Below are 277 nucleotides of genomic sequence, written 5' to 3' on the forward strand. Positions count from 1 at the left end.
CTGGCGCCGGACACCTGTTTCTGGCAGCCGCCCCGCGACGCGGGCGCATGGAAGGTCCGCCCAAGCCTACCGCACCCGTCGATCCTGCGCGCTTTTCAGCAGCCTGCTAGGACCGATGGCGGGAGAGCGCGGACGCTCGGACGTTTGAATCCGCCCTGGAAAAAAACTAGGCTGGCAAAGCTGGCTGGCCTGATGCGTTGAAGGAGACGTCATTGGCGGCTCTTGGAGGCGCAAGATGGCCAGGGTGTCGGCTCGGCAGCGGCCGGAGCGGGAGCGG

Annotated in this window: 1 protein-coding gene; it reads left to right on the plus strand. The window is 67.1% G+C overall.

The genetic code is table 11. The features are described 5' to 3' along the window. Positions 1-201: hypothetical protein (locus tag E2C06_RS39090; RefSeq protein WP_206664869.1), on the plus strand; the 201-nt coding region annotated here is incomplete at its 5' end. Between the last annotated feature and the right edge of the window lie 76 nt (positions 202-277).

It is taken from the genome of Dankookia rubra, assembly GCF_004355005.1.
Lineage (GTDB): Bacteria > Pseudomonadota > Alphaproteobacteria > Acetobacterales > Acetobacteraceae > Paracraurococcus > Paracraurococcus ruber_A.